The following is a 3,229-nucleotide window of genomic DNA, read 5'->3' as shown; positions in this document are numbered from 1 at the left end:
GCGGCGCATGGGCGCCCGGCCACGTCGGCCTCGAGTACGGCGACGAGATCGACGTCCTCGAGTTCCTCGGCGCGGCAAAGAAGGGCGAGGACCTCTCTTCGCTCGGCACCGACGTCGCCATCGTCGGCGCGGGCAACACCGCCATGGACGCCGCCCGCGTGGCTAAGCGCCTCCCCGGCGTGAAGAACGTCCGCATCGTCTACCGCCGCACCAAGCGCTACATGCCCGCTGACGAGGAGGAGCTGGCCGAGGCTCTCTCCGAGGGCGTCGAGCTCTGCGAGCTCCTGGCCCCCAAGGGCGTGCGCGACGGCGTCCTCACCTGCGAGAAGATGGTCCTGGGCGAGCCCGACGAGTCCGGCCGCCGCAGCCCTGTGGCCACCGGCGAGACCGTCGAGGTCCCGGCCACTGCCGTGATCTGCGCCGTGGGCGAGCACATCGAGGGCGGCGTCTACGAGGCCGCCGGCGTCCAGACCGACCGTCGCGGCCGCCCGGCCGGCGTCGCCACCGGCGTCGAGGGCGTCTGGGCCGCGGGCGACTGCCGCCGCGGGCCTGCCCGCTTCGTCGACGCGATCGCCGACGCGCAGGAGGTCGCCAAGGAGATGCTCGGCGTCGACTTCAGCGCCTACGCCGCCGCCAACGTCCGCTCCGGCCACGAGTCCGACTGCTACGCGCGCAAGGGCGACCTGCGCCTCGGCTGCCCGAAGTGCGCCAAGGACTCCGGCTGCCTCGGCTGCGCCACCGTATGCGAGGCCTGCTGCGACGTCTGCCCGAACCGCGCCAACGTCTCCATCACCGTCCCGGGCCTTGCCCAGCACCAGGTCGTCCACGTCGACGGCATGTGCAACGAGTGCGGCAACTGCGCCGTGTTCTGCCCGTGGAGCGGCCGCCCGTTCAAGGACAAGCTCACCCTCTTCTGGAGCGCCGAGGACATGGGCAACTCCGAGAACCAGGGCTTCCTGCCCCAGGCCGACGGCACCTTCCTCGTCCGCCTCGACGGCAAGACCGCTGCCTATGACGTCGACGATGCCGCCTGCGGCCTGCCCGAGGAGGCGCGCCTGACCATCAAGGCCGTGCGCGACTCCCACTCCTACCTCCTCGCCAAGTAATCGGGGAATGACGAAAAGGGACAGTCCCTTTTCGTCATTCCCTCCCCGGACCGGCAAGGGGCAAGAAACCCCCTGCCGGTCCGGATACTTCGCACGAGCGTTGTTCTGAAAATAGTTAACGGTTAGAAAGGCCTTCGCATGGCCACAGAGAAGAAAACCAAGGCCCCTCGCAAGCCGCGCCCCGTCGCGGTCGTCATGTGCAACGGCGGCTGCACCGGTGTCGGGTTCTGCGAGCAGGGCTGCGTCGGGTGCGGCGCTTGCGTGAGCGCCTGCCGCAAGGGCGCGATCGAGCTCGACGAGCGCGGCGTCGCGCGCGTCGACGAGGAGGCGTGCATCGGCTGCGGCCTGTGCGCCCGCGCCTGCCCGCAGGACATCATCCAGCTTGTCCAGAAGCGCAACAACATCACTGCCCGCTGCTCGAACAAGGACGCCGGCCCCTCCGCGCGCAAGATCTGCACGAGCAGCTGCATCGCCTGCGGCGCCTGCGAGCGCGCCTGCCCTGCGGGGGCCATCCGCGTGGTCGACAACCACGCCATCATCGACTTCGAGGCCTGCATCGCCTGCGGCATGTGCGCGACCAAGTGCCCGCGCGGCGTGATCCGCGACGCGTTCGGCATCCTGACCGCCAACTAGGGGAGGATACACACCATGGCAGAGGAATACCGCCTCCTCATCAACGGCGAGGAGCACGTCACCTCCGAGAACAAGTCCATCCTGCGCTACCTGCGCGACGACCTGCTCCTCACGAGCGTCAAGGACGGCTGCTCGGAGGGCGCCTGCGGCACCTGCACGATCATCGTCGACGACCAGGCCGTGAAGGCGTGCGTCCTGACGACCAAGCTCGCCCAGGGCCACAAGATCACGACCATCGAGGGCCTCACGCGCGAGGAGCAGGAGGCGTTCGTCTACGCCTTCGGCAAGGCCGGCGCCGTCCAGTGCGGCTTCTGCATCCCGGGCATGGTCATGGCCGGCGCCGCGCTGCTGCGCCGCAACCCCGACCCGACCTCGCCCGAGATCGCGGAGGCCATCCGCGGCAACGTCTGCCGCTGCACGGGCTACAAGCGCATCATCGACGGCATCAAGCTCGCGGGCGCGATTCTGCGCGGCGAGGAGGCCGTCGACCCCGACCTCGAGCGCGGCGACGACTACGCCGTCGGCAAGCAGATCTTCCGCATCGACGTCCGCCGCAAGGTGCTCGGCTTCGGCCAGTACCCCGACGACCTCACGAGCAGGGACTTCCCGGACATGTGCTACGCGCACGCCGTCCGCTCCAAGTACCCGCGCGCCCGCGTGGTCAAGATCGACGCCGAGAAGGCCCGCTCCATGCCGGGCGTCCTCGGCGTCCTCACCGCCGAGGACGTTCCCGTCAATCAGGTCGGCCACCTTATCCAGGACTGGGACGTCATGATCGCCGAGGGCGACATCACGCGCTGCGTGGGCGACGTGATCTGCCTCGTCGTGGCCGAGGACACAAAGACCCTCGAGAAGGCCCAGAAGGCCGTCAAGGTCACCTACGAGGTGCTCGAGCCCGTGCGCGACATCGCCGAGGCCAAGGCCGATGGCGCGCCTCTTGTCCATGACTCCTTCAACGCCTTCGGCAACCACGTCGTCCTCAAGGACAACGTCTGCCAGAGCCGCCACGTCACCCGCGGCGACGCGGCGAAGGCCCTCGCCGAATCCGCCTTCACGGCGACCGGGACCTTCACCACGCCCTTCACCGAGCACGCGTTCCTCGAGCCCGAGTGCGCCGTCGCCGCCCCGTACAAGAACGGCGTGAAGATCTGGTCCACCGACCAGGGCGCCTACGACACCCGCAAGGAGTGCGCGCACATGTTCGGCTGGGACTCCGAGCCCGACCGCGTCGTCGTCCAGACCATGCTCGTCGGCGGCGGCTTCGGCGGCAAGGAGGACGTGTCTTGCCAGCACCTCGCCGCGCTCGCCGCGTATAAGCTCGGCCGCACGGTCAAGTACCGCTTCACGCGCCAGGAGTCGCTGAACTTCCACCCCAAGCGCCACCCGATGGAGGGCACCTTCACCCTCGGCTGCGACAAGGACGGCATCTTCACCGGCCTCGACTGCGAGATCAACTTCGACACGGGCGCCTACGCGTCGCTGTGCGGACC

The 3,229-nt window shown here is 69.2% G+C and carries 3 protein-coding genes; all 3 read left to right on the top strand.

Translation table 11 applies throughout. The annotated features are described in order from the left end of the window. The coding region (locus ACT84W_RS03330; protein ID WP_444328202.1) for an FAD-dependent oxidoreductase at nucleotides 1-1,106 on the top strand (1,106 nt) is incomplete at its 5' end. A 138-nt stretch (nucleotides 1,107-1,244) separates the two neighbouring features. Next, nucleotides 1,245-1,739 (top strand): 4Fe-4S binding protein, encoded by a 495-nt coding sequence (locus ACT84W_RS03325; protein ID WP_432290896.1) that lies wholly within the window; start codon nucleotides 1,245-1,247, stop codon nucleotides 1,737-1,739. Nucleotides 1,740-1,754: 15 nt separating this feature from the next. Beyond that, the coding region (locus ACT84W_RS03320) for a molybdopterin cofactor-binding domain-containing protein (RefSeq protein WP_444328201.1) at nucleotides 1,755-3,229 on the top strand (1,475 nt) is incomplete at its 3' end.

This window comes from Paratractidigestivibacter sp. (assembly GCF_052362415.1).
GTDB lineage: Bacteria > Actinomycetota > Coriobacteriia > Coriobacteriales > Atopobiaceae > Paratractidigestivibacter.
Note: the sequence above shows the minus strand (reverse complement) of the source record. Positions and strands in the feature narration are given on the sequence as shown.

Bases quoted from the DNA above. Each gene is read 5' to 3' on its own strand.
- ACT84W_RS03325 (WP_432290896.1), top strand. From the start codon at position 1,245: ATGGCCACAGAGAAGAAAACCAAGGCCCCTCGCAAGCCGCGCCCCGTC.